Raw genomic sequence first — 22,008 nt, 5'->3', positions numbered from 1 at the left:
CTGGATTGAAGTTGAACGGGTACGGTGCCTGCATGCCGAACGGCAGCCCTCCTTACCGACCAGACCAGCCTGACGACGCGGGCAACGACGCGTCGTACGGCTGGCTGTACGAAGGCTCCCGACGGTCACGTCCTTCGCGGGACCGCTCCAGAGCCCGCCGGGCCGAGGCCGAGCCGCCGGAGTCGACCCGCGTGATGCCCACGCGCCCCGGCCAGGGACCCGCTGGTCCCCCGCCAGGCGGTGCCGGCTACCCGCAGTCCGACGAGTACGGCAACAACCAGGGCTCCGGGTCATGGCCGGACGAGGGGGCGGCCGACTATCCGACCCGCCCTCAGTCGGTATACCCGGGATCCCGGGACCCGCGGTCGGGACACGACCGCTACGACGACGACTATCCCCCGCCGCGGACCGGACGGCCCTCCGAGCCTCCGCCACGGGTCCCTCCGGGCGGCCGGCTGCTGCCGCCACCGCGCTCCCCCCGCCGGCGCTCCCGGATCCGCTGGGGTCGCATCGTCCTGCTGCTCGTCCTCGCCTGGCTGGTCGTCCTCGTCGGCGTTCCTGTGCTGGCGTGGAGCCGGGTGGACAAGGTGGCCTACGAGCCGACCGGTACCCGGCCGCAGAACGGCGCCGGCAGCAACTTCCTGCTCGTCGGTTCCGACAGCCGGGAGGGCCTCACCCCGGAGCAGCGCAACGACTTCGGCACCGGTAGCGCGTCCGGACAGCGCACGGACACGATCATGATCCTGCACGTCCCGAGCCTCGGCGGCTCGCCGACGCTCGTGTCGATCCCGCGCGACTCCTATGTGCCGATCCCCGGTCATGGCCGCAACAAGATCAACGCGGCGTTCTCCATCGGTGGTCCGCAACTCCTCGCGGCGACCGTCGAGAACACCACCGGTCTGCTCATGGACGGTTACGTCGAGATCGGGTTCGGCGGCTTCGTCAACGTGGTCGACGGCCTGGGCGGTGTCAACATGTGCCTGCCCAAGGCGATCGAGGACGAGAAGGCCCACATCGACCTCGCCGCGGGCTGCCAGGACCTCAACGGTCCGAACGCGCTCGGCTACGTGCGCGCCCGCTACTTCGACCCCAAGGGTGACCTCGGCCGGGTCGAACGCCAGCGGCAGTTCCTGTCCGCGGTGATGAAGAAGTCCATCAGCCCGGCGACGATCATCAACCCGGTGCGTTACACGCGCGTGGGTCTCGCGACCGGCGACGCCATCACGGTCGGCGAAGGGACCACGATCGTCGACATGGCGCGCTTCGGCCTGGCGATGCGCTCGGTCTCCTCGGGGAGCGGCAGCACGCTGACGGTTCCCATCTCCGACCCCGGCGTGAGCACCCCGGTCGGCAGCGCCGTGCGCTGGGACAGCCCCAAGGCGCTCCAGCTCTTCCACGCGCTCCGCGACGGCGACCCCATCCCGCCCAGCCTGATCCCCGCCGACTAGGGCACGACCTGGTAGCCCAGGACCCCCGCGAAGTCCGCGGCTGGTCCGCTGGTGACCCTCGTGTGGTCCTCCTGGTCACCGGCATGCTCGAGGTCCTCCGACCGGAACGCTCCGGTCTCTCGAGACTTGTCGGGAGGACTATCATGGCCGCTGAGGCACCGCAACTGTCGGCTCGGTCGCTGATCCGCTCGGTCGCGCTCGCCCGGGAGTACGGCGTCGAGTGGGTCGAGGCGCTCGCCCACGAGATCGAGCGCAGCCATCGGCCTGACCGGGCCCGCCTCACGGTGCGCTGGCGGTGGCGGGTGCTGCCGGTGCCACGACTGCGGCACGCCCGGTGTACGGCGTGCCGGGAGCGCTGGATCTGCCCGGACGCCGCGTGGGCCGAGGGTCTCGTCTCGACCGGACGGCACGCGCTGGGCCGGTGACCACCGGATCGCGCCCACCGGACCGCGCCCACCGGATCGCGCCCACCGGACGGGCCACCGCGCCAGGCGTGGTGGCCCCACCCAAAGCGGTGCGGCCCCGACCGTGGAGGTGCGGCCGGGGCCGCCCGCGAAACCCGCGCCCCGGCGGCGAGCCGGGCCCTCCGGGAATGCGCTACTTCAGCAGGTGGCGCGCGAGCACGACGCGCTGGATCTGGTTCGTTCCCTCATAGATCTGGGTGATCTTGGCGTCCCGCATCATTCGCTCGACGGGGTAGTCCTGGACGTAGCCGTAGCCGCCGAGCAGTTGCACGGCGTCGGTGGTGACCTCCATCGCCATGTCGGAGGCGAAGCACTTCGCGGCCGCGCCGAAGAAGGTCAGGTCGGCGTCGGAACGCTCGCTGCGGGCCGCCGCGACGTAGGTCAGCTGACGCGCCGCCTCGAGCTTCATGGCCATGTCGGCGAGCATGAACTGCACGCCCTGGAAGTCGGCGACCGGCTGCCCGAACTGCCGGCGCTCCTTGACGTAACCCTTCGCGTAGTCGAGCGCGCCCTGCGCGATGCCGACCGCCTGCGCCGCGATCGTGACCCGGGTGTGGTCGAGGGTGCGCAGGGCCAGCTTGAAGCCTTCACCGTCGGCGCCGACCATCCGGCCAGGTGGCAGGTGTACGTCGTCGAAGTAGACCTCGCAGGTCGGCGACCCCTTGATACCGAGCTTCTTCTCGGGGGCCCCGAAGCTCACCCCCGCGTCGGCCTTCTCCACCACGAAAGCCGTGATCCCACGCGAACCACGGTCGGGGTCGGTGACGGCGAACACGGTGTAGTAGTCGGAGACGCCGGCGTTGGTGATCCATCGCTTGGCGCCGTTGAGCCGCCAACCGTCACCGTCGCGCACCGCCCGCGTCTTCATCGCCGCCGCGTCGCTGCCTGCATCAGGCTCGGACAGGCAGTAGGAGAACATCGCGTCACCGCGGGCAACGGGCGGCAGGTAACGCCGCTGGATCTCCTCGGAGCCGGCGAGCAGCAGCGGCATCGTCCCGAGCTTGTTGACCGCCGGGATCAGCGAACTCGACGCGCACGCGCGTGCCACCTCCTCGATGACGATCGCGGTGGCGAGCGCGTCGGCACCCACGCCGTCGAAGGCCTCGGGAATGTGCGGCGCGTGGAAGTCGGCGGCGCGGAGCGCGTCGTAGGACGCGTCCGGGAAGGTCGCGTGCTGGTCGACCTCGGCCGCGTGCGGCGCCACCTTGTCGCGGCAGACGGCCCGACAGGCGTCACGGATCGCCTCGTGTTCCTCGGTGGGGGCGAAGAGCGGGACGTCGTTCACGGTGCCTCCTCGGCGGCTTCCGTGCTCCTCGCCGGCAGCATGGCTGTCGGCGTTCCACTTCGGTGATAGTACGTCCAGGCAACTTCCGCCAGCCCGGTCACGCCAACCAGTTCCGGCCTGCGGACCGGCCGGCGGACCGGGGTGGACCCGGCGCGGATGCCGCACGCAACGCGACCACGCCGTCACGACCAGCAGCGGGACTCGGCCGTCTCGGTGCGGTAGCCTGCCGCTCGCGGGGCTCAGCCGCCCGTACGGACAGATACACGGCACAATCCACAGGTAGACCTGCCGGCTCGCTGGAGGCTCGAGCACGTGACTTACCGCATCACCGTCCTCGGCACTGGTTACCTCGGTGCGACCCACGCCGCCTGCATGGCGGAGCTGGGCTACGAGGTGCTGGGCGTCGACGTCGACCACGCCAAGGTGACCGCGCTCTCCGAGGGTCACGTGCCGTTCTTCGAGCCCGAGCTCGAGCCGCTGCTGCGCAAGCACGTCGAGTCGGGCCGCCTCCGCTTCACGACCTCCTACGAGGAGGCGGCGGAGTTCGGGGACGTCCACTTCATCTGCGTCGGTACGCCGCAGCGTGACGGTGAGTACGCCGCGGACATGTCCTACATCGACGCGACGATCGAGTCCCTCGTCCCCAAGCTCACCCGCCCGGCGCTGATCGTCGGCAAGTCGACCGTCCCGGTCGGCACCGCCAGCCGCCTGGCCGCTCGGATCGCCGAGCTGGCCCCGGGTGCCTCCATCGAGCTGGCCTGGAGCCCGGAGTTCACCCGCGAGGGCCTGGCCGTCGAGGACACCCTGCGCCCCAACCGCGTGGTGTTCGGCGTCACCAGCACCCATGCCGAGAAGGTCCTCCGCGAGGTGTTCGCGCCGGTGATCGACGCGGGCTCCCCCGTCGTGATCGCCGACTACGCCACCGCGGAGCTGGTCAAGGTCGGGGCCAACTCCTTCCTGGCCACCAAGATCTCCTACATCAACGCGATGGCTGAGCTCTGTGACGTCTCCGGCGCCGACGTGACCCTGCTCGCCGACGCCCTCGGCTACGACGAGCGGATCGGCCGGCAGTTCCTCAACGCCGGCCTCGGTTACGGCGGCGGCTGCCTGCCGAAGGACCTGCGCGCCTTCATGGCCCGGGCCGGCGAACTCGGCGCCGAGGAGACCCTGACCCTGCTGCGCGAGGTCGACGCGATCAACCTCCGCCGCCGGCAGAAGGTCGTCGACGTGACCGCCGACGTCCTCGGCAACCAGTGGGTGGGCAAGCGGGTCGCCGTCCTGGGTGCCGCGTTCAAGCCCAACACCGACGACATCCGCGATTCCCCCGCCCTCAACGTCGCCGGCCGGATCCACCTGCACGGCGCGATGGTCAGCGTCTACGACCCCAAGGCCAACGACAACGCCCGGCGCTCCTTCCCCACGCTGCGCTACGCCGAGTCGGTGATGGACGCCTGCCGCGGTGCTCACGTGGTGCTCCACCTGACGGCATGGCAGGAGTTCCGGGAGCTGGACCCGGCCGTGCTGGGCGAGGTGGTCGCCGAGCGCAACGTCGTCGACGGCCAGAACTGTCTCGACCGCCCGACCTGGCGGGCCGCCGGCTGGACCTATCGCGGCCTCGGCCGCTCCTGAGCGACCCGGTCTCCTGAGCGACCCGGTCTCCTGAGCGACCTGGGTCGTCCGGTTACCGGTCCGATGCCCCTTTCGCACCGAGTTCGCACCCAAGGTTTGGACAAGTCGGGTGTCACCTGGTGGCGGGGCGCGGCATGATCGGTGTGTGAGTGACCCCTGGACCGATCCGCAGGTCATCGACCGCATCCTTGCCGAGTGCGACACCTGGGCGGTCGTCGGCCTGTCGACCAACCCCACCCGAGCCGCGTTCCGGGTGGCGCAGACCCTGCAGCGCTACGGCAAGCGGATCGTCCCGATTCATCCCAAGGCCGAGACGGTGCACGGCGAGCAGGGATACGCCCGGCTTGCCGACGTTCCGTTCCCGATCGACTGCGTCGACGTGTTCGTCCGCTCCGAGCTGGCTGGCCCGGTCGCCGACGAAGCTGTTCAGATCGGCGCCAAGGCAGTTTGGTTCCAGCTCGACGTCCTCGACGTGGACGCCTACCGCCGCACCACCGCCGCGGGTCTCTCGATGGTCATGGACCGCTGTCCGGCCATCGAACTTCCACGCCGACACACCGCTCATGGGGAGACCACCTGATGTCCACCGTCGACCTCTCGACCGAGTTCGGGGCGCATGTCGAGAAGCGCCTCGAGACCGACACCCTGATCTGGCTCACGACCGTCGGCTCCACCGGTACGCCGTACCCGACTCTGGTCTGGTTCTTGTGGACCAACTCCGAACTGCTCATCTTCAGCCAGCCTGACAAGCCGAAGTTGCGGCACCTCGCCCGCAACCAACAGGTGGCGCTCAACTTCCAGAGCAACCCCCACGGCGGCGACGTGGTGGTCATGCACGGCGTGGCTCGGGCGCCGGCCGAGCTTCCCTCCGAGGAGGAGCGGCGGATCTACGCCCAGAAGTACACCGAGGGGATCAAGGGCCTCGGCATGACCTACGAGCAGTTGGCCGCGGAGTACTCCGTGCCGATCCGGATCAGGCTGGAGAAGCTGCGAGGGTGGGCGTGAGGATCGATGCCTGAGGCTTACACCTACGAGATCGCCGTCGCCGACGGCGACGTGTGGCGCGTCACCCAGGCCGACGAGGTCCATCCGGTCATCGATCGGGACGCGAAGGAGACCGCGCGGGGGGTCCTCGAGGACTGGCTGCTCGACCATCCGAACGACGTGGAGGGCGGCGAACGCCTCGAGGTGTTCGGCCGGGACACCCACGACTACCCTCCCGACGCGCAGACCCAGGTACGCGTCTGGGTCTATCGCGGTCCGTTGGAGGCGCGGGAGGTCGAGCCCGCCGCGGCGGCCTACCTCGTCACCGAACCCGACGACCGGCAGACCGCCGACCTCGACCTCACGTTGTGAGCGCGGGCGTGCGGTAGAGCGTCGTACCTCCGACCGTGATCTCGACGTCGAGCAGGTACCCGCGCACGGCTTCGGGGCACACGTCCAGGCCCAGCCCCGGCCCCTCGGGCACGGCGACCTGACCGTCCGCGTCCGGCGTGATCGGCGTGGGCGTCAGGTCGCGGGCCAGTGCCGACGCCTCGACCGGAAACTCGCAGAGCGCGTGGTCGGCCAGCCCGGCGTAGGGCTGCAGCGACGCCGACAGGGCGAGGGACGACGTGAACGTGTGGTTGACGAAGGTGACGGCTCGCCTGACCGCGTAGTCCGCGACCTGCCGGGCGGGCCCGATTCCGCCGACCCGGCCGGTGTCGATCTGGACGTATCCGATGCCGGCGTGGTCGATCAGGTGGAGCGCGAGGTGCGGGTCGTGCGCACCTTCCCCGGCCGCGAGCCGCACGGTGGCAGCCCGGCCCGCCAACCGGCGGTACGACTCGAGCGCGCCACCCACGAACGGTTCCTCCAGCCACGCCACCCGGCACTCCTCCAGGGCCGGCAACCGGGCCGCCGCCGCCTCGACGTCGCTGCCCCAGACGGTGCCGGCGTCGACCAGCAGCAGGGCGTCCTGTCCCAGCCCCGCCCGCGCGGCGTGGACCTGGGCCGCGTCGGCTTCGACGTCACCCCGGCCGTAGGGCCCCCAGCCGAACTTCGCGGCACGGAAGCCGTCGGCGCGGACCCGGGCGGCCTTGGCCTCGGTCTCCTCCGGCGTGTCACCGAACAACGCCGAGGCGTAGGCCGTCTTGGGGTAGGTACGCGAGAAGCCGAGCAACGCGTGGACAGGCGTCTCGTAACGGCGTCCGAGCAGGTCCCAGAGCGCGATCTCGACACCGGAGAGCGCGTGCGCGGCCTGCAGCAGGTCGAGGCTGTTCTCGCGGACGGCGCGGCTGATCCGGGCGATGTCCTCAACCGCGTCGAGCCGCTGGCCGACCACCGATGCCGCGACGGGCTTGCAGGCGCTGTGCGACATGGGGCAGACCAGGCTCGCGATTGTCGGCAGGGGCGCCGCCTCGCACTCGCCCCACCCGGTGTGGTCGCCGGCCCGGACCCGGACCAACAGCATGTCCTGGCTGCCGTCGCCGATGTCGCGGACCTCCGGCATGGACAGGTAGAAGAAGTCGACCGACTCGATCTTCACGACCGCCCCCTCACGACTGCGGCCTCACGACTGCGGCCTCACGACTGCGACCGCACGACTGGTGCATGCACGGTCGGACTGTCACGACTCGCGCCGACGCGACGCAGGACGATGATCGCCGACCCCTCCTCCGGCGGCCGGAGCGTGAGGCCGTTCGCGAGCAGGTCGGCGCCGGTACGGCGTTCCGGGTCGGCGGCGTCCGGGGCGCCGGCAGCCGACGGCACACCGGCGTCCGACGGGTCGCCGTGGACGGCGTACTCCCCCGTCGGTTCGAGCGCGAGCGGTCGGATGGTCCGCGTCTCCTGACCGCCCGGGAGCCGGAAGACGAGCAGCAGATGGTCGTCCGGATCGGTGCGGGTGTACTGGAACGCCGCCCAGCGCTCTCCCGCTCCGAAGCGACGCGGCTGCCCGGTCAGCCGACGGAAGTCACCCGCGGCCACGAACGGCGCGACCGTCTCGCGGTAGAGCGCGTGGTGGTGCCGGAGTCGCTCGCGGAGCCGTTCGGAGAGGTCGGGCAGCTTCCAGGAGAGCCCGTAGGCGCCCACCATGGCGATCCGCCGGTAGTAGTCGTGCTGGGCGTCGGTGAGGGACGACGAGTCCGGCTCGAAGGTCTGGTGCGGGTGGTCGGACTTCCACCACTGCGACCAGCCCCAGTGCAGGAGCCTGCTCGGGTGCAGCGCCGTCGAGGCGCCCCAGAGGATCTGCAGGCCGTGCTCGGGCCAGTCCGGGTCGCTCAGGAACGTCACGTGGGTGTGCCGGGCCAGACCGAGGTCGATTCGCAGGCCGCCGGAGGAGCAGTTCTCCAGCACCACGTGCGGATGCTCGGAACGGATCCGGTCCAGGACGGCGTAGTAGCCGAGGTAGTGCTCGAAGAGTCCGTCGCCGGCACCGTGACCGTGGTCGGTGCGATCGCAGCCGAGTCCCGGGTCGAGGTTGAAGTCCAGCTTGATCCAGTCCGCGCCATGCTCCTCCACCAACCGGCTGAGCGTCTCATGCGCCCAGGTCCGGGCGGCGGGGCTCCCGAAGCAGACGTATCCGAGGCTCGCGCCCTCGCGCCGCGCGACCAGATCGGGGCGTTCGGCGTTCAACGCCGCCTTCGGGCCGAGCGCCTCGATCTCGCACCACAGGCCGAACCGCATGCCCCGGGCGTGCACGTGGTCAGACAGCGCCCGAAGGCCGGACGGGAACCGCGAGGTGTTGACGAGATGCCAGTCGCCGCGGTGGTCGACCCAGTGCGTGGCCGGGTCCGACGGGCCGAACCAGCCCGCGTCGAGCGTGCACAGGTCGACGCCGAGGCCGGCGGCCACGTCGACGTTCGCGCGGAAGACGTCCTCGTCGATGCTGTGGTCCTCATAGCTCCACCAGTGGTTCCACTCCACCGGCGGCCGTTCGGCGAAGTCGTTGCGTGGATCCAGTGCTCGCGGCCGACCCGGGCGAGTTCGACCGACGCGGCGTTCAGGTCGGCGCCGGAGGCGAGCACCACCCGTGGGCCTGTGACGCTCTCACCGGGCCGCAGCGTCTTGGCGAAGGCCGTGTCGTGCAGCCCTCCACTGATCCGGATCCCGCCCTGCGAACTCTCCTCGGTGCTGTCCTGGAAGCGGAGCACCCAGTTGCCCGACCAGGCCACAGCCAGCACCAGCACGCCTCCGCCCTGCTCGCGGACGGCGCTCCACGGGTGCGTCTTCGCCGACGAGCGGCCGGCCAGCGACGCGAGCGACAGCGGCGTCCGCAACGGCGTGGTGACGGGGCCGAACTCCTCACCCCAGCCGCTGCTGAAGGAGTCGACCACGTAGTCGCCGGGCGGCAGGTCGAGCGCGACCGAGTCGAGCCGGCGTACGACCACCTCGTGGTCGGAACGGTTGATGACCTCCACCCACGTCTCGACCACGTGGGTGCCCTCGTGTCGCAGGGTGTGCGGACGCACCTCGACGTCCGCGGCCGATCCATCGATCTCGACACCTGCTCCCACCGAAACGGGAGCCGGCACGGGCACCAGCGACACGCTCATCACGCCCTCCGCCAGGTACGGGTGTCTCACCCTGCCACGGCGGATCGGGAGCGGTCGACCTCAGACGACCGTCGGCGGAACGTCAGTCCGATGTCAGCCGAAACCGACGGTGCGGGTCCGTCGCCGCGACTTCAGCGCCTCGCCCTTCGCCCGGGCCTGCGCCTCCAGGTCGGCCTGGAAGGCGACCATGCGGTCGCGCAGCCCCTCGTCGGTGGCGGCGAGGATGCGGACCGCGAGCAGGCCGGCGTTGCGGGCGTTGCCCACCGCGACCGTCGCGACCGGAACTCCGGCGGGCATCTGCACGATGGACAGGAGGGAGTCCAACCCGTCGAGGTGCTTCAACGCGACCGGAACGCCGATGACCGGAAGTGGCGTCATGCTCGCGAGCATGCCCGGCAGGTGCGCGGCGCCGCCGGCACCCGCGATGATCACCTTCAGACCGCGGCCCGCGGCGGTCTCGGCGTACTCCAGCATCTCCCGAGGCATCCGGTGTGCCGAGACGACGCCGACCTCGAAGGGCACCGCGAACTCCTCGAGTGCCTTCGTCGCGGCCTCCATCGTGGGCCAGTCGGAGTCCGAGCCCATGACGACACCGACCGCCGCTGGCGATGCTTCCGTCGCGTCACTCATCGATCTCTCCCGTGAGGTAGGCGGCCGCGTGGCGGGCTCGCTCGCGTACGACGTCGAGGTCGTCACCGAAGGCGGTCACGTGGCCGACCTTGCGACCCGGCCGGACCTCCTTGCCGTACAGGTGGACACGCAGACCGGGGTCACGCGCGAGGCAGTGCAGCAGGCCCTTGTGCATGTCGGGGTACTCGCCGCCGAGGATGTTGACCATGACCGTCCACGGGGCCCGCGGCCGGGGCGACCCGAGCGGCAGGTCGAGGACCGCGCGGAGGTGGTTTTCGAACTGGCTCGTCACCGCGCCGTCGATGCTCCAGTGGCCGGTGTTGTGCGGCCGCATCGCCAACTCGTTGACGAGTATGCGGCCGTCCCGCGTCTCGAACAGCTCCACAGCGAGGATGCCGATGACGCCCAACTCCCCGGCGACCTGCAGGGCGATGCCCTGGGCCTGCAGCGCGAGGTGCTCGGGCAGCCCGGGCGCGGGCGCGATCACCTCGTGGCATACGCCGTCCCGTTGGACGGACTCGACCACCGGGTAGGCGATCGCCTGGCCGGACGGCGACCGGGCGACGATCGCGGAGAGCTCGCGGGCGAAGTCGACCCGCTCCTCGGCGATCACCGGGATCCCTGCCGAGAACACCCCCGTGGCCTCCGCGGCGGCGGCGTCGTCGACCACCCAGACGCCCTTGCCGTCGTACCCACCCCGGGTCGTCTTCAGCACCAGCGGCCAGCCGCCCAGCTCCTTGGCGGCCACGTCGAGGTCGCCGACGTCGGCGACCGGTCTGTTGCGGGGGCAGGGAACGCCGAGCGCGCCGAGCCGCTCCCGCATCGCGCCCTTGTCCTGGGCGTAGACCAGGGCGTCGGGGCCTGGTCGGACGGTGACCCCGGCGTCGACCATGCGGTGCAGGTGCTCGGTCGGCACGTGCTCGTGGTCGAAGGTCACGACGTCGCAGCCGGCGGCGAAGTCCTGGAGCGTACGGAGGTCGCGGTAGTCACCAACGGTCACATAACGGGCGACCTGCGCTGCCGACACGTCGGGTCCCTCGGCGAGGACCTCGAACCGCACGCCCAGGCCGATCCCGGCCTGGTGCGTCATCCGGGCGAGTTGGCCGCCGCCGATCATCCCTACGGTCGGGACTCCTACGAGGTTGGACACGTCCCGGAGGCTACCTGCCGGCATCGGGTTCAGCCTGGGCGGGCGGGTCTGGGCGCGGTTGTCCGGAGAGTCCAGGTAAGCTCCGACGGTTCCACCGTCCGCCCACACCGCCTGACCGAGGTCCCGTGAAGCTCACTGCCGCGCTCGCCCGCAGGATGCGGCTCCTCGCGGGAGAAGTCGCGAAGTTCGGTGCGGTCGGCGCGATCGCCTTCGTCGTCGACCTCGGTGGGTTCAGCCTGCTGCGTTACGGCTTCGACCATCACGGGCCGCTCGAGCACAAGCCGCTCACCGCCCGGACGATCTCCGTCGTCGTCGCGACCGTGGTCGCCTACGTCGGCAACCGGCACTGGACCTGGCGCGATCGGGAACGCCGGGCGCTCCACCACGAGTACGCGTTGTTCTTCGTGCTGAACACCGCCGCGCTCGTCCTCAACCTCGCGATCCTGGCCTTCGTCAACTACACCCTCGACCTGCACGATCCGGTCTCCAACGTGATCGCCAACCTGGTCGGGATCGGGCTCGGCACGTTGATCCGCTTCTGGTCCTACCGGCGCTTCGTCTTTCGGACCCCGGTCGCCGTCAGGGAAGCGGACGGTTCCGACCCGCGGGTGTCCTCCGCGGCCTGATCCCCCGCGTCGCCACGAGGCAGGAAGACCGCGAAGATCGCGGGCTTCCTGGAGATGAGTTCCAGCCGGCCGCCGCCCGCCTCGGCGAGGTCCCGGGCCAGCGCGAGGCCGAGGCCGGTGCCGCTGCGGCCGCTGACCGCGCGTTCGAAGACCCGCTGGCCCAACTGGGCGGGAACGCCGGGCCCCTCGTCGGCCACCTCCACCACGACCGAGCCGCTTGGCGCCGTCCCGGTCATCCGCCGGCGTACGACGACCGTCCCGCCGCCGTGGTGGAGCGCGTTCTCCAACAACGTGGCCAGCACGTGGCCGAGCGTCCCCGGCGTCGCGGCCACCGACAGGCCGTCCTCGCCGGTCACCTCGATCCGCCGGTCGACCCGGTCGTAGGCGGGGCGCCACTCGGCCACCTGCTGGCGTACGACGTGGTCGACGTCGACCAGCGTCTGCTGGGCGACGTGGGAGTCCCGGCTCTGCGACAGCAGCCGATCTACGACGTGGGACAGGCGCTCGACCTGGCCGAGCGCGATACCGGCCTCCTCACGCATCACGGCGGGGTCCTTGATCGCGAGGATCTCCTCCAGCCGCATCGACAGCGCGGTCAGCGGGGAGCGCAGCTGGTGCGAGGCGTCCTGGGAGAGCTGGCGTTCGGCGGCGAGCATGTCCCCGATCCGGGTCGCGCTCTGCTCGAGGGCGCCCGCCACCCGATCCAGCTCGGCCAGGCCGTACCGGTGGCGGTGGGGCCGGGGGTCGCCGGAGCCCAGGCGTTCGGCGGCCTCGGCGAGTTCGACCAGGGACTGCGACAGGCGTCGCGCCTGCCACACCCCGATCGCGATGGCGACCAGGACGGCGACCACACCGAAGCCGAGCAGCGTGACACGCTCGGTCCAGCCACTGCCGAAGTAGTGGCTGTTGAACGCGATGATCGGCAGCGCGAACAGGGTCGCGGTGACGACCGCGATCACGACCGTGGTGACGACGAGCCGGCGACGCATCGAATCAGCCGCGTTCGAACCGGAACCCGACTCCGCGCACCGTCGTGATGAACCGCGGGTCGGAGGCGTCATCGCCCAGTTTTCGACGCAGCCAGGAGATGTGCATGTCGAGAGTCTTGGTCGAGGACCACCAGGTGGTCTCCCACACCTCACGCATCAGCTGGTCACGGGTCACCACGCGACCCATTTCACGCACGAGGACGCGAAGCAGGTCGAACTCCTTCGCGGTGAGGTGCAGTTCGTCGCCGTCCAGCCAGGCTCGGCGCGACTCCGCGTCGATGCGGACGCCCGCACCGTCGCTCTCCACCTGCGACTCCGACCACTGCTCGGGCTTGCCCCGCCGCAGCAGCGCCCGCACCCTGGCCAGCAGCTCGGCCAGCCGGAAGGGCTTCGTCACGTAGTCGTCGGCACCGGCGTCCAGCCCGACGACCGTGTCCACCTCGTCGGCCCGGGCGGTGAGGACGAGCACCGACACCCGGTTGCCGTCCACCCGCAGCCGTCGACAGACCTCCAGGCCGTCCACGTCGGGAAGGCCGAGGTCGAGGACGACGAGATCGAACCCGCCGCCCGACAGCGAGACCAGGGCGGACTCCCCCTCCGACGTCACCTCGACCTCGTAGCCCTCGCGGCGCAGGGCCCGGGCCAGCGGATCGGAGATCGCGGGATCGTCTTCGGCGAGCAGGATCGAGTGGGACTGCTCGGCTTCGCCGCGCGGGCGGCTGGCGCCACGCCGTGCGGTCTGCTCGCCTCCCATCGACCCGCTCAGGCCGTCCTGGTCGCGTTCGGTATCACGCTCGCCCCGCGGCCGGTTCGTCCCACGCCGACCAGTCTGCTCGCTCACCACCGACCCGCTCCTCGTCATGGGGCGATGGTACGGCGACGGCCCGACGGCGTCGCGCTCACCCGACCCCGGTCCGTCACGGCGCGCCATCCGGGTCCGCGTCCCCGGTCCCGCGACGTGCGTTGACCGGGAGAAAATATGACCGTATTTTCTATTGCATGACGAAGCCGGCGGAGCCCGACCACCGTCGTCGCCAGGTAGCGACCGCCCTCCTGGCCGTGGTGGCGAAGGAAGGCGTCGAAGGCGCCAGCCTCAGCCGGGTGGCCGCGGCCGCCGGCACATCCGTCGGCCTGATCCAGCGCTACTTCCAGACCAAGGACCAGCTCCTCCACTTCGCCTTCCGCCACCTGTGGGAGCGGACCGTCGAGCGGGTGCGGTCGGTCGAGCCGAGCGACTCGGTGCGCACGACCCTGGTGCGGATGCTGGCGACCTTCCTGCCCGTGGACGAGGAGCGGGTCTTCGAGAGCCGGATGTGGCTCGCCTACATCGCCCGCGCCGCGGTCGATCCCGCGCTCGCGCGTGGCCATGCCGAGGGGATGAAGGAGATCCGGGAGCGATGCGCCGAGGCGCTCCGGTTCGCCCAGTCGACCGGCGAGGCGCCGGCCCGTCTCGATCCGGACCGGGAGGCGCTGATGCTGGCAGCCTTCCTCGACGGACTGGTGGTCGACATGGTGGGCGATCCGGACGCCCTACCGCCGGCGACCGGAGTCCGGGCGTTGGAGTCCTACGTCGACCGGCTCTTCGCCGACACGGGGGCCGGCGCGCCATGACGGAGATCATCCCGCGGGGGGGCCCGGTGAGTACGGAACTTCTGCTGTCACTGGCCGGGCTGGCGTTGGTGGACAGCACCAGCATCGGCACGCTGGTCATCCCGGTCTGGCTCCTGCTCTCACCCCGACGACTCCGGGTCGGCCGCCCCCTCCTCTACCTCGCCACGATCGCGGCGTTCTACTTCGGCGTCGGCGTCCTCCTGGTCACCGGCGCGGACGTGCTGGCCGGGCCACTCGGCCGCGCGTTCGACACCAGCGCCGTGCTCTACGCCCAGCTCGCGCTCGGGGTCGGGGTGTTCGCGTGGAGCTTCCGGTTCGATCCGAAACGGCGGCGAGGCGACTCGGCCGGACGGTTGAACCGCTGGCGGGGGCGGGTGACGGCGGGCGACTCCTCGGTCGGCTGGCTGGTGGCGCTGGCGCTCACGGCCGCCGTCCTGGAGGTGGCCACGATGCTGCCCTACCTCGCCGCCATCGGCCTACTGACCACCTCGGGGGTGAACTGGCCCGACCTCGCCGTCCTGCTCGCCGGGTACTGCGTGGTCATGGTGCTCCCGGCGCTGGTTCTGCTGCTGGGGCGCGTCGCGGCGGCGGCACGCGTACGCCCCATCCTGGAGCGGTTGAACGGCTGGTTGAGCCGGCACGCCACCACCGCGACCGGCTGGGTGCTCGCGATCGCCGGATTCCTCCTCGCCCGGGACGCCGTGGCCCGCCTCTGGTTCGCCTGACCCACTCCCGGTGCGGGGCGGACCTCCCCCGTCCGCGTGTCGGGCGAGTCGGCCGCCGCCCCGGTTAGAGCCCGGAAACGGCTGGGTAGGTCGAGAGCGGTACGACGCGGCAACGGGGCACCCAGACGCCACCGATGCCCGGTTCGCGCGCGCCTCTCCAGCCTCCGATGACCTGGCGTTGGTCCGTCGAAGCGGGTGGCCCGGCGGGTTGCGTCCGGCCGTAGAAGGGACATCTCGATGGGGCCGACACGACGTACGACACCCACGACGATGCGGGCGACACGGTTCCTGTTGGCGAGCCTTGGTGGAACCCTCGCCGCGACCATGCTCGTCGCCTGCCAGGGATCCTCCCCGTCGTCCTCGGAGTCACCCGGTACGGGCACCGGGTCCGACCCCAAGGTCGGCACCCTCGACGTCACCGGGATCAGCCGACTGGTGGTCGACGCCCGGGGGCGCACGCTCTACACGAACAACGTCGACACCTCGAGGCAGATCCGCTGCGGGTCGGACTGCACGAGTATCTGGCGGCCGGTGATCGTCACCGCCGAGGAGGTGCCGAGCAAGATCGAGGGGATCAACGGCACCTTCAGCGCCGTGCGCCGGCCGGACAACACCGTCCAACTCGCGCTCAACGGCCGGCCGTTGTACACCTCGACCAAGGACGCGAGCCGTGGAACCCTGCGCGGCAACGGCATCGTCGACAGCTACCGCGGAGTGTCCTACACCTGGCACGCGGTCGCGGCGCTCGGCGGCGGCGCGTCTCCGCAGCCGACGCCGACGGTCAGCGTGACCCCGGACGGGTACTGACCACCCGCCAGCCCACCCCTAACCAGCGGGTTCCTCGGCGGCCTCGGGGTAGGGGACCGTCCGGCTGCGCGGTCCGGCCCGCAGGACCTGGGAGGGCACCTCGTGCCCCACGAGCTGTTCGGCGCGGGCCGCGACGTCCAGCAGCAGGCCGAGGTTGACACCGGTCTCGACGCCCATGTCCTCGAGCATGTGGACGACTTCCTCGGTCGCGATGTTGCCGCTCGCGCCCGGCGCGTAGGGGCACCCACCGAGTCCGCCGACACTCGCGTCGAACTCCGTGACACCCATCCGCAGCGCCGTCAGCAGGTTGGCGAGACCGGTGCCGCGGGTGTTGTGGAAGTGCAACAACAAGGGAGTGCCGGCGAAGCGTTGCTGGGTCGGGCCGACGAGATCCTCCACCCGGGTGGGCGTGGCCATGCCGGTGGTGTCGCCGTACGCCAGCGCGTCGGCGCCCGCCTCCAGCGCGACCTGCGCGACGCCGAGGGTGCGTTCGACCGGAACGTCCCCTTCGTACGGACAACCCCAGGACGTCGCGACGATGACCTGGCAGCGGGCACCGTTGTCGTGGGCGAGCGCGATGATCGGACCCAGCTCCTCCAGTGACTCACGCGTCGTCCGGTTGAGGTTGGCGCGGTTGTGGGAGTCGGAGGCGGAGACGACCACCTCGATCTCGCGTACCCCGGCGTCGACGGCGCGCCGCGCGCCGACCAGATTGGGTACGAGCGCGGAGTATGTGACGTCGGGGCTTCTGGTGATCGCCGCCCAGACCTCCGCGGCGTCGCCCATCTGCGGGATGGCTCTCGGGTGGACGAAGCTCACCGCCTCGATCCGGCGCAGGCCGGTCTTCGACAGGGCGTCCAGGAGCTCGATCTTCCCCGCGGTCGGCACGGGTGGTTCGTTCTGCAGGCCGTCCCGCGGCCCCACCTCGCGCAACCAGACCCGGCTTGGTACCTGCATCCTGGCCACCTCCCCCTCCAGTGTCGCGCACCCGAGGGTGCCCCCGCGGTTTCGAGCCCGCGGTGGTGTGGAGGTCAGGAGGGTTTCAGTGGTGTTCGACCGTGGGCGGTGGTTCGCCGGCCGACATCGAAGACCCGGGCGGGGGTTCCGGTGAGGGCGCGGGAATCCTCGGCAGCGGCGCCGGGGACGCCGCGGATCCTTCGGCCTCACTCTCCTGCGCCCGCTCGTCGGCCTGGTCGTGCCCGCCGGCACCGCCAGTGCCGCCGAAGCGCTCCGGCTGGCTCGGCTCGCCGGAACCCTCCGGCGCGCCGGGCCGTTCGGGCCCCGCGGCGCGGTCCAGGAGGGCGAGGGCGTAGGCGTACTTGCGGCGCAGCCGATCCTGGGTCTGCTGGTCGAGCCTGGCGAGGCGCACCGGGCTCAGGTTGTTCCGGATGTCGGCTCGCTTCACGAGGACGGCGGACGGCGTTTCGACCAGCCGGTCCAGATAGTCCTCGTGGGACTCCCTGGGACGCCGGGTCAGTGCGTCCACCATCTCCACGACGTCCGGTGGCACGCCGAGGTCGGCGAGCTGGGCGAGGCTCACCACGGTGTCCTCCACCGTGTCGTGCAGAAGGCCGGCCAACTGCTGCCACGGTGTGCCGCCCGCCTCGCGGGTCAGCTTGGAGACCGCGCGCACGTGGTCGACGTAGGGCCGGCCACTCTTGTCGACCTGACCGCAGTGTGCCGCGGCGGCGAGGAGGTCAGCGACCTCGAGGTCCTCGACCGGGCGGAGGAGATAGGAGTAGGCGTGTTCCCATGCGGTGTAGAGGTCACGAAACCGCGCCTCCGCCGCACTCGCCATCGGGACGAAGTACTCACACGTCTCGACGTAGAAGTCCCGCTGGGAGTCCACCGTCGGGTAGGCGTGCAGCCGCTGCACCAGCGCGTACCGCCCGGCCAGCTGCACCGTCGGCGAATCCACGAGTCCGGCGACCCGGGCACCGAAGCGGTCCCGGATCGGCTCCAGCGTGCAGGGAGCGTCGTCGACGAGGTGACGCAGCAGGCCTGCCGTCAGGAGCCCGAGTTCGGTGACACCCAACTCCCGGACGAGGATCTCCGCCGCTTCGAACCTCGTCGGCCGGCCGCCCCAGTGGTCGGCGAATCGGACGGCTCGGCGCAGATGCGGCGTCGTTCCGGTCGGCAGATGACGTGCGAGTACGCGGGAAGCCTCCGCCCACGATCCCCAGCCAGCAAAGACCTTCATGGTGTCGTCATTCCCCCGCCCGAACCACTGGACTCTTCTCATTCTCCGGGCCACACCGGTGGGCGTTTCTCGTTGAAGGCCCTGATTCCCTCGCGCCGGTCGGGCGAGAATGCCGTCGCGCGCCAGGCGGCGTCCTCGATCTCCAGGCCCGCGCCGAGCTCGACGTCGGCACCGAGCCGAAGCGCCCGCTTCGCCTGTCGTACGCCGATCGGTGAGTTGGCCGCTATCTGGCCGGCAATCTCCGCCGCCGTGCGTCGTGCCCGACCCGGTGGGACCAGCCGATCGACGATGCCGAGCCGGGCCGCCTCGGCCGCCTCGACGCGGCGCGCGGTGAAGATCAGGTCGGCCGCGCGGGAGGAACCGATCCGCCGGGCCAGGAGCTGGGTGCCGCCACCGCCCGGCACGAGTCCGACCGACACCTCCGGCAGGCCGAAGATCGCCGTCTCGTCGGCGACGATGAGGTCGCAGGACAGCGCGAGCTCGAAGCCTCCGCCGAGGGCGTGGCGGTGGACGGCGGCGATCACCGGCACGGGCAGGTCGAGGATGCTCGCGAACAGCCAGCGGATCACCGGCCGCTGGCGCCAGAGGTCCTCGTCGTCGAAGCTGTTGCGCTCCTTCAGGTCGGCGCCCACGCAGAACGCCTTCTCGCAGGCACTCGCCAGCACGACCGCCCGCAGCCGAGGGTCGGCGGCCAGCGCCTCCGCCGCCTCGATGATCGCCTTCGCCTGGGCCGTCGAGACGGCGTTGAGGGCTTCGGGGCGATCGAGGACGAGTTCGGCGACCAGACCCTCCTGGTCGACCCGCTGGACCAGCACACCACCGGAGGACGTCGAAGGCATGGGCGAAAGCCTACGTGCGGCGCGCCGGGGCCGTGCTCTGCCGATCGAGCCGGTCGAGGTCGCTACCGGGCGCGCTGCCGGCGTTCGGGCGTCTCGTCATCGTCGTCCTCGCGGTAGAACACCAGCTCCGAGAGCGTGCGCTGGACCGTCTCCACGTGCGGGACGTCGGGCAGGATGACCTTCCCCTGCTCGCCCGCCGACCAGACGACGAGCGTGCCGCAGCCAAGAACCCGGTCCAACAGGCCGCGCTCGCTCGACACGTCGTTGATCCGGGTGAGGGGGATGTCGCGGCCGGTGCGGGTGATGACGCCGTGCCGGGTGATCAGCCGGCGGTCGGTCACCGCGTAGGTGGAGGCGATCCAGTTGAGTGTGGGCCAGACGGAGTAGACGAGGACACCGAGCACCGCGGCCACCAGGATCAGGAGCTGGAGCCACTGTTGGTACTCCCCTGAGGGCACCAACGCGTACAACACGAGCGCCGCGCCGAGGGTGAGGAAGAAGAGGACCACCGGACCGATCATGATCTTCCAGTGGGTCCGCATGCTCAGATAGACCTGCTCGCCCTCGCCCAGCAGTTTCGCCGAGATCCCCATCGATGCTCCTCTCGCCGTCGCGCCGTCGCGGTGGGTCACCGTCGTCCCGGCGAACGAACGGATGCTCCGATCATGCCGGACCAGGATCGGTCAACGCACGTGCACCACGTCACCGGCCCCGAGCACCTGGTCACCGTCGGCGGTCCGGACGACGAGCCGGCCCTCGACGTCGACGTCCTCCGCGGTGCCCTCCACGAAGCGGTCTAGTCCCACCTGGACCCGAACGTCCCGCCCCACGGTCGCACACCTTCTGCGGTAGGCGGCACGCAGACCACCTCCGTCGGTCTCCGGGTCGCCGCCGGCGGCACGCCAACCCCAGTAGAGGGCCTCCACCGTCCGGACGATGGCGACGAGCAGGGTCGCCCGGTCCGTCGTGCTGGCGCCGGCCATCCGCAGGGAGGTGGCGGTGGTGACGGGCAGCTCGTCCCCGACCGTGCTGACGTTGAGGCCGACGCCGACCACGGCGGCCGGACCGGTCGACGTCTCCACCCGCTCGAGCAGGATCCCGCACAGCTTGCGGCCGTCGAGGAGTACGTCGTTCGGCCACTTCAGGCTCGGCTCGACACCGGCGGTCGCGGCGAGCGCCTCGACCACGGCACAGCCGGTGAGCAGCGGTAGCCACGGCCAGCGCCGCGCCGGCACCTCCGTCGGGCGCAGCAGCACCGAGAGCATCAGGCTGGACCGGGGCGGAGAGCTCCAGGCGCGATCCAGCCGGCCCCGACCCGCGGTCTGGTGCTCGGCCACGATCACGGTGCCCTCCGGGGCACCGGCGAGGGCGAGCTCGCGCAGGTCGGCGTTCGTCGAGCCGGTCTCGGCGACCACGCGTAGGTCGGTGACGAGCCGGCCGGGTCGCACGAGGACCGACCGCAGGCTCCCCTCCGACAGCGGCGGCCGGTTGAGGTCGGAGTACGGCGAGGAGGGCGACATTGCGCCAGCCTATTCGGGCACCGGCACGCCGTTCCGGACCGGCCGCACGACGTCCCGTGACGTCCTGACGTCCCTGACGTCCCTGAAAACGACGGGGCGCCCACGACACCTCGGTGCCGCGGACGCCCTCGCACGTCGTCTGGGCCTGGTCAGGACAGGAAGATCTCCACCACCGGCACCAGCTCGTTCGGCCGCTGCACCGGCAGATCCAGCGTCAGAGTCCCCGCGGGGATGCCCTTCACGCCGACGTTGCTGTCGGTGTCGACGCCGTGGTACTCCTGGAACCGCACCTCCGACGCGTCGTGCAGCAGCTGGGCGTACTTCACCCGGCCCGCGAGCCCGGGCAGGTGCACGTGCCGGAACGGCCACGCGAACAGGTGCAGGTAGAGCCGGTCACCACGCTGGGTGTAGCGCCCGTCGACCGGCGGGGTGAACTCCGAACGCCCGGCGCCGTAGATCGACCGGCCGTTGCGGCGGGTCCAGCGACCGATCTCCTCCAGGGTCGCGAGCGCGCGTTCGTCGAACTCGCCGCGACCCGTGGGTCCGACGTTCAGCAGCAGGTTGCCGTCCTTGGAGACCGAGTCGACCAGCATCCGGACGAGCAGGTCGGGCGACTTCCAGTCGAGGTTGTCACGGTCGTAGCCCCAGCTCCCGTTGAGGGTCTGGCAGGCCTCCCACGGCACCTCCCGGCCCTCGATGGTGGGCGCCGCGTGCGGCTGGAACTGCTCGGGCGTGGTGAAGTCGCCGGGGTAGTCGAGCCGGTTGTTGATCAGGATGTCCGGCTGCAGCCCGCGGACGAGCTTGACGAGTTCCTCGGAGTTCCAGTCCTCGCGCCCCTTCCCCGGCAGGCCGTACGCCTCGCGGCCGGGGTAGGAGAAGTCGAACCACATCACGTCGACGTCGCCGTAGCGGGTGAGGAGTTCCTCGACCTGGCCGTGCAGGTAGCGGCGGTAGACCTCGATGTCGCGCTTGCCCGCCTCACGCTCGCGGAACTCCGCGTCGTCGATGCGCGGGTGCAGCGTGTCGACGGGGTACTGCGGGTGGTGCCAGTCGATCAGGGAGTGGTAGAAGCCGACCCCCAAATCTTCGGCCCGGAAGGCGTCGACGAACGGCCGCAGCAGGTCGCGGCCCGCGGGGGTGTTGGTCGCCTTGTAGTCGGTGAGGTCGGAGTCCCACAGGCAGAAGCCCTCGTGGTGCTTCGTGGTGAGGACGGTGTACTTCATGCCGGCTCCGCTCGCCGCCTTCGCCCACACGCTCGGGTCGTAGAGGTCGGGGTCGAAGTGGTCGAAGTAGCGCTGGTACCGCTCGTCGGTGAGTTGCTCGCGCTTCTTCACCCACTCGTGCCGGGCCGGGAGCGCGTAGAGCCCCCAGTGCACGAACAGCCCGAAGCGGCGTTCGCGGAGCTTGTCAAGAGACGCTTGCGGTGCCGACATGGGCCGCCTTCCGCCGGAGGGACATGACGTCAGATGTCTACCAACGCCGTGCGGGCCGGACAAGCGGTCGGCCTGACCAAAACCAGGCACCGGGTGGACCGCCGTGCGATCCACCCG

23 protein-coding genes and 1 pseudogene are annotated in these 22,008 nt (G+C 71.0%); 10 read left to right on the top strand and 14 right to left on the bottom strand.

What is annotated here, in order from left to right:
* The first annotated feature begins 32 nt into the window (after positions 1 to 32).
* Positions 33 to 1,448: an LCP family protein gene (locus HEB94_RS22220; RefSeq protein WP_238361595.1), complete on the top strand. Its 1,416-nt coding sequence runs from the start codon at positions 33 to 35 to the stop codon at positions 1,446 to 1,448.
* A gap of 143 nt (positions 1,449 to 1,591) precedes the next feature.
* The gene (locus tag HEB94_RS22215) at positions 1,592 to 1,873 is read left to right on the top strand and encodes a hypothetical protein (RefSeq protein WP_192751681.1); all 282 of its coding nucleotides are present in this window, start codon (positions 1,592 to 1,594) and stop codon (positions 1,871 to 1,873) included.
* 172 nt (positions 1,874 to 2,045) lie between these two features.
* Here the strand turns inward: HEB94_RS22215 and HEB94_RS22210 are convergent, their stop codons facing one another.
* Entirely contained in the window at positions 2,046 to 3,197 is a 1,152-nt protein-coding gene (locus HEB94_RS22210) for an acyl-CoA dehydrogenase family protein (RefSeq protein ID WP_192751680.1), read from the bottom strand.
* A 312-nt stretch (positions 3,198 to 3,509) separates the two neighbouring features.
* Here HEB94_RS22210 and HEB94_RS22205 point away from each other — a divergent pair, with 312 nt between their 5' ends.
* The 4 genes from HEB94_RS22205 to HEB94_RS22190 all read left to right on the top strand — a co-directional run bounded on the left by HEB94_RS22205 (position 3,510) and on the right by HEB94_RS22190 (position 6,182).
* Positions 3,510 to 4,826, top strand: a complete 1,317-nt coding sequence (locus tag HEB94_RS22205; protein ID WP_192751679.1) for a nucleotide sugar dehydrogenase — start codon at positions 3,510 to 3,512, stop codon at positions 4,824 to 4,826.
* A 145-nt stretch (positions 4,827 to 4,971) separates the two neighbouring features.
* A complete protein-coding gene (locus tag HEB94_RS22200; RefSeq protein ID WP_192751678.1) occupies positions 4,972 to 5,406 on the top strand; it encodes a CoA-binding protein in 435 nt (144 codons plus the stop codon).
* Positions 5,406 to 5,831 carry a TIGR03667 family PPOX class F420-dependent oxidoreductase gene (locus HEB94_RS22195; protein ID WP_192751677.1) on the top strand — a complete coding sequence of 142 codons (426 nt, stop codon included), beginning with the start codon at positions 5,406 to 5,408 and terminating at the stop codon, positions 5,829 to 5,831. Before HEB94_RS22200 ends, HEB94_RS22195 begins: the two co-directional genes overlap by 1 nt.
* Before the next feature lie 6 nt (positions 5,832 to 5,837).
* On the top strand, positions 5,838 to 6,182 hold the full coding sequence (locus HEB94_RS22190) for a hypothetical protein (RefSeq protein ID WP_192751676.1): 345 nt from the start codon (positions 5,838 to 5,840) through the stop codon (positions 6,180 to 6,182).
* Here the strand turns inward: HEB94_RS22190 and HEB94_RS22185 are convergent.
* The 5 genes and pseudogenes from HEB94_RS22185 to HEB94_RS22165 all read right to left on the bottom strand — a co-directional run bounded on the left by HEB94_RS22185 (position 6,172) and on the right by HEB94_RS22165 (position 11,165).
* Entirely contained in the window at positions 6,172 to 7,353 is a 1,182-nt protein-coding gene (locus HEB94_RS22185; protein WP_192751675.1) for an enolase C-terminal domain-like protein, read from the bottom strand. The genes HEB94_RS22190 and HEB94_RS22185 overlap by 11 nt on opposite strands.
* Positions 7,354 to 7,391: 38 nt before the next feature.
* Positions 7,392 to 8,732 (bottom strand): glycoside hydrolase family 36 protein, encoded by a 1,341-nt coding sequence (locus tag HEB94_RS22180; RefSeq protein ID WP_337917899.1) that lies wholly within the window; start codon positions 8,730 to 8,732, stop codon positions 7,392 to 7,394.
* Between the two features lie 194 nt (positions 8,733 to 8,926).
* Positions 8,927 to 9,361: pseudogene (locus HEB94_RS50875) on the bottom strand (glycoside hydrolase family 36 N-terminal domain-containing protein); the annotation flags it as partial.
* Between the two features lie 93 nt (positions 9,362 to 9,454).
* The gene (gene purE / locus HEB94_RS22170) at positions 9,455 to 9,991 is read right to left on the bottom strand and encodes a 5-(carboxyamino)imidazole ribonucleotide mutase (protein WP_192751672.1); all 537 of its coding nucleotides are present in this window, start codon (positions 9,989 to 9,991) and stop codon (positions 9,455 to 9,457) included.
* Positions 9,984 to 11,165 carry a 5-(carboxyamino)imidazole ribonucleotide synthase gene (locus HEB94_RS22165; RefSeq protein WP_192751671.1) on the bottom strand — a complete coding sequence of 394 codons (1,182 nt, stop codon included), beginning with the start codon at positions 11,163 to 11,165 and terminating at the stop codon, positions 9,984 to 9,986. Before HEB94_RS22165 ends, purE begins: the two co-directional genes overlap by 8 nt.
* A 101-nt stretch (positions 11,166 to 11,266) precedes the next feature.
* On the opposite strand from HEB94_RS22165, the gene HEB94_RS22160 reads away from it, so the two are divergent.
* A complete protein-coding gene (locus HEB94_RS22160) occupies positions 11,267 to 11,767 on the top strand; it encodes a GtrA family protein (protein WP_337917898.1) in 501 nt (166 codons plus the stop codon).
* Here HEB94_RS22160 and HEB94_RS22155 read toward each other — a convergent pair.
* A complete protein-coding gene (locus HEB94_RS22155; RefSeq protein WP_202896481.1) occupies positions 11,686 to 12,756 on the bottom strand; it encodes a HAMP domain-containing sensor histidine kinase in 1,071 nt (356 codons plus the stop codon). The two genes, HEB94_RS22160 and HEB94_RS22155, sit on opposite strands and share 82 nt — an antisense overlap.
* A 4-nt stretch (positions 12,757 to 12,760) precedes the next feature.
* On the bottom strand, positions 12,761 to 13,618 hold the full coding sequence (locus HEB94_RS22150) for a response regulator transcription factor (RefSeq protein WP_238361594.1): 858 nt from the start codon (positions 13,616 to 13,618) through the stop codon (positions 12,761 to 12,763).
* Between the two features lie 137 nt (positions 13,619 to 13,755).
* Here HEB94_RS22150 and HEB94_RS22145 point away from each other — a divergent pair, with 137 nt between their 5' ends.
* The 3 genes from HEB94_RS22145 to HEB94_RS22135 all read left to right on the top strand — a co-directional run bounded on the left by HEB94_RS22145 (position 13,756) and on the right by HEB94_RS22135 (position 15,899).
* Positions 13,756 to 14,367 carry a TetR/AcrR family transcriptional regulator gene (locus HEB94_RS22145; protein ID WP_192751669.1) on the top strand — a complete coding sequence of 204 codons (612 nt, stop codon included), beginning with the start codon at positions 13,756 to 13,758 and terminating at the stop codon, positions 14,365 to 14,367.
* 26 nt (positions 14,368 to 14,393) lie between these two features.
* Positions 14,394 to 15,092 carry a GAP family protein gene (locus HEB94_RS22140; protein WP_192751668.1) on the top strand — a complete coding sequence of 233 codons (699 nt, stop codon included), beginning with the start codon at positions 14,394 to 14,396 and terminating at the stop codon, positions 15,090 to 15,092.
* Positions 15,093 to 15,329: 237 nt separating this feature from the next.
* Positions 15,330 to 15,899 (top strand): COG4315 family predicted lipoprotein, encoded by a 570-nt coding sequence (locus HEB94_RS22135; RefSeq protein WP_192751667.1) that lies wholly within the window; start codon positions 15,330 to 15,332, stop codon positions 15,897 to 15,899.
* 18 nt (positions 15,900 to 15,917) lie between these two features.
* Here the strand turns inward: HEB94_RS22135 and HEB94_RS22130 are convergent, their stop codons facing one another.
* The 6 genes from HEB94_RS22130 to HEB94_RS22105 form a co-directional block, all read right to left on the bottom strand.
* Positions 15,918 to 16,856 carry a hydroxymethylglutaryl-CoA lyase gene (locus tag HEB94_RS22130; RefSeq protein WP_192751666.1) on the bottom strand — a complete coding sequence of 313 codons (939 nt, stop codon included), beginning with the start codon at positions 16,854 to 16,856 and terminating at the stop codon, positions 15,918 to 15,920.
* An 85-nt stretch (positions 16,857 to 16,941) separates the two neighbouring features.
* A complete protein-coding gene (locus tag HEB94_RS22125; protein WP_202896479.1) occupies positions 16,942 to 18,099 on the bottom strand; it encodes an HD domain-containing protein in 1,158 nt (385 codons plus the stop codon).
* Positions 18,100 to 18,137: 38 nt separating this feature from the next.
* Positions 18,138 to 18,938, bottom strand: coding sequence for an enoyl-CoA hydratase/isomerase family protein (locus HEB94_RS22120; protein ID WP_192751665.1), 801 nt, complete (start codon positions 18,936 to 18,938; stop codon positions 18,138 to 18,140).
* A gap of 62 nt (positions 18,939 to 19,000) precedes the next feature.
* Entirely contained in the window at positions 19,001 to 19,531 is a 531-nt protein-coding gene (locus tag HEB94_RS22115; protein ID WP_192751664.1) for a PH domain-containing protein, read from the bottom strand.
* Between the two features lie 90 nt (positions 19,532 to 19,621).
* Positions 19,622 to 20,458: a biotin--[acetyl-CoA-carboxylase] ligase gene (locus tag HEB94_RS22110; RefSeq protein ID WP_192751663.1), complete on the bottom strand. Its 837-nt coding sequence runs from the start codon at positions 20,456 to 20,458 to the stop codon at positions 19,622 to 19,624.
* Between the two features lie 149 nt (positions 20,459 to 20,607).
* On the bottom strand, positions 20,608 to 21,891 hold the full coding sequence (locus HEB94_RS22105; protein ID WP_192751662.1) for an alpha-L-fucosidase: 1,284 nt from the start codon (positions 21,889 to 21,891) through the stop codon (positions 20,608 to 20,610).
* Positions 21,892 to 22,008 lie beyond the last annotated feature (117 nt).

Origin of the sequence: Actinopolymorpha pittospori, assembly GCF_014873875.1 — a bacterium.
Classification (GTDB): Bacteria; Actinomycetota; Actinomycetes; order Propionibacteriales; family Actinopolymorphaceae; genus Actinopolymorpha; species Actinopolymorpha pittospori.
The sequence above is the reverse complement of the archived record's forward strand: the minus strand, read 5'-3'. Positions and strand labels throughout refer to the sequence as shown.